This is a genomic window from Ferviditalea candida (assembly GCF_035282765.1).
GTDB classification, from domain to species: domain Bacteria; phylum Bacillota; class Bacilli; order Paenibacillales; family KCTC-25726; genus Ferviditalea; species Ferviditalea candida.
Window position 1 is genome coordinate 1 of sequence record NZ_JAYJLD010000103.1, and the last position, 1,193, is coordinate 1,193.

General features: G+C 40.2%; 2 protein-coding genes. Both read left to right on the top strand.

Annotated features, from left to right (window positions below; translation table 11 throughout):
• Window positions 1–106 precede the first annotated feature (106 nt).
• Window positions 107–505, top strand: coding sequence for a hypothetical protein (locus VF724_RS21240; RefSeq protein WP_371756229.1), 399 nt, complete (start codon window positions 107–109; stop codon window positions 503–505).
• Window positions 506–547: 42 nt separating this feature from the next.
• On the top strand, window positions 548–1,042 hold the full coding sequence (locus VF724_RS21245) for a hypothetical protein (protein ID WP_371756230.1): 495 nt from the start codon (window positions 548–550) through the stop codon (window positions 1,040–1,042).
• The last annotated feature ends 151 nt before the right edge of the window (window positions 1,043–1,193 follow it).

Genomic DNA, 1,193 nt, shown 5'->3' on the forward strand with positions numbered 1-1,193 from the left:
TGCAGACTACATTCTCCACCAGTACCTCTCAAATTGTCAAAGTTGAAATCATGAGAATAAGCGAGAAAACAGGCGAAAACATTACTTTATAGTGGGAGTTGCAACAATGGCTAACAGAAAAAATCGGAAACAATGCTACAATGAAGCTGTCTCTGGGAAAATAGGCGGAATTGATTTGGTCCACGCTTCAAATGACAACGATCACATCATTAATGCTCGCGGCGGGAAAGTGTATCATGACATTACCAAGCATTCATTTCTTGAAATTCCTGATTCTATGGAGGGTAAAGTTTATGAGGTTCTTTCTGTCGGTCTTCAGAAGGAAGGGCATCCGATTGTAACAGTGCAAGTAGGGGATTTGGTTCAAGTTTACAGATTGCCTCAAGATTATGTTAATTGGATTAATCATTTGCGTGAGGCAAGTGTGATGGGGATAAAGATGCTCCCAGCAAAAGTGGAATTTGGGAAGCGGAGCGATGGTTCATATTATGCCGAGATTCTTTGATATTTAATTGGGGTGTAAGCAATCTGTTGGGAGTTGAAATACATGCCTGTGTTACACAAGAATATAAGAGAACCCGATCCGTTTTGGTTAGATGAAGATAAGGTAAATGATTGTGTTGCAACATTTCTTCATCAAAAGAGGTTCTTAATCACGAGTCATTTGGCTGGAAATGAAAAAGGCGATGATGTTTCAGGCGAACGTGATGGATGGAAAGTCTGCATCGAATCGAAGGGTTCACTATCGAATTGGCATCTTGGGACCGGTAAGGTATTTGATTCAACGCAGATTTTTAACCATTTGTGCAAGCAAGTTGTTCAATTGATGCAACTCAAAGAGGAAAATAATTCTGCCAATGTCATATATGTAATGGCAAATCCCGATATCTCGCGAATCAGAAAAAGGGTGCATAGAATTAAGACTTCATTAGATATGCTGGGATTCGTCCAGTTTTGGGTGCAAGAAGATGAAAAAGTCATTGTAGAATGTCCAGAACATTTAAAAAATCTGCTGAGGTCGCTCGATCTGATTAACGGTTGAGTATCAATGGTTTAACTACCCAAACCCTATTCGCCAACGCCCTGCTCTTCTGTGTAGCCAGCAAATAAAGTCGTTTGCCAGCAAATTAAACTCGTATTGAGCAATTAAAAGTCGTATGGAAGCCGAGCAGATCCAGGATTATTTCCTGACA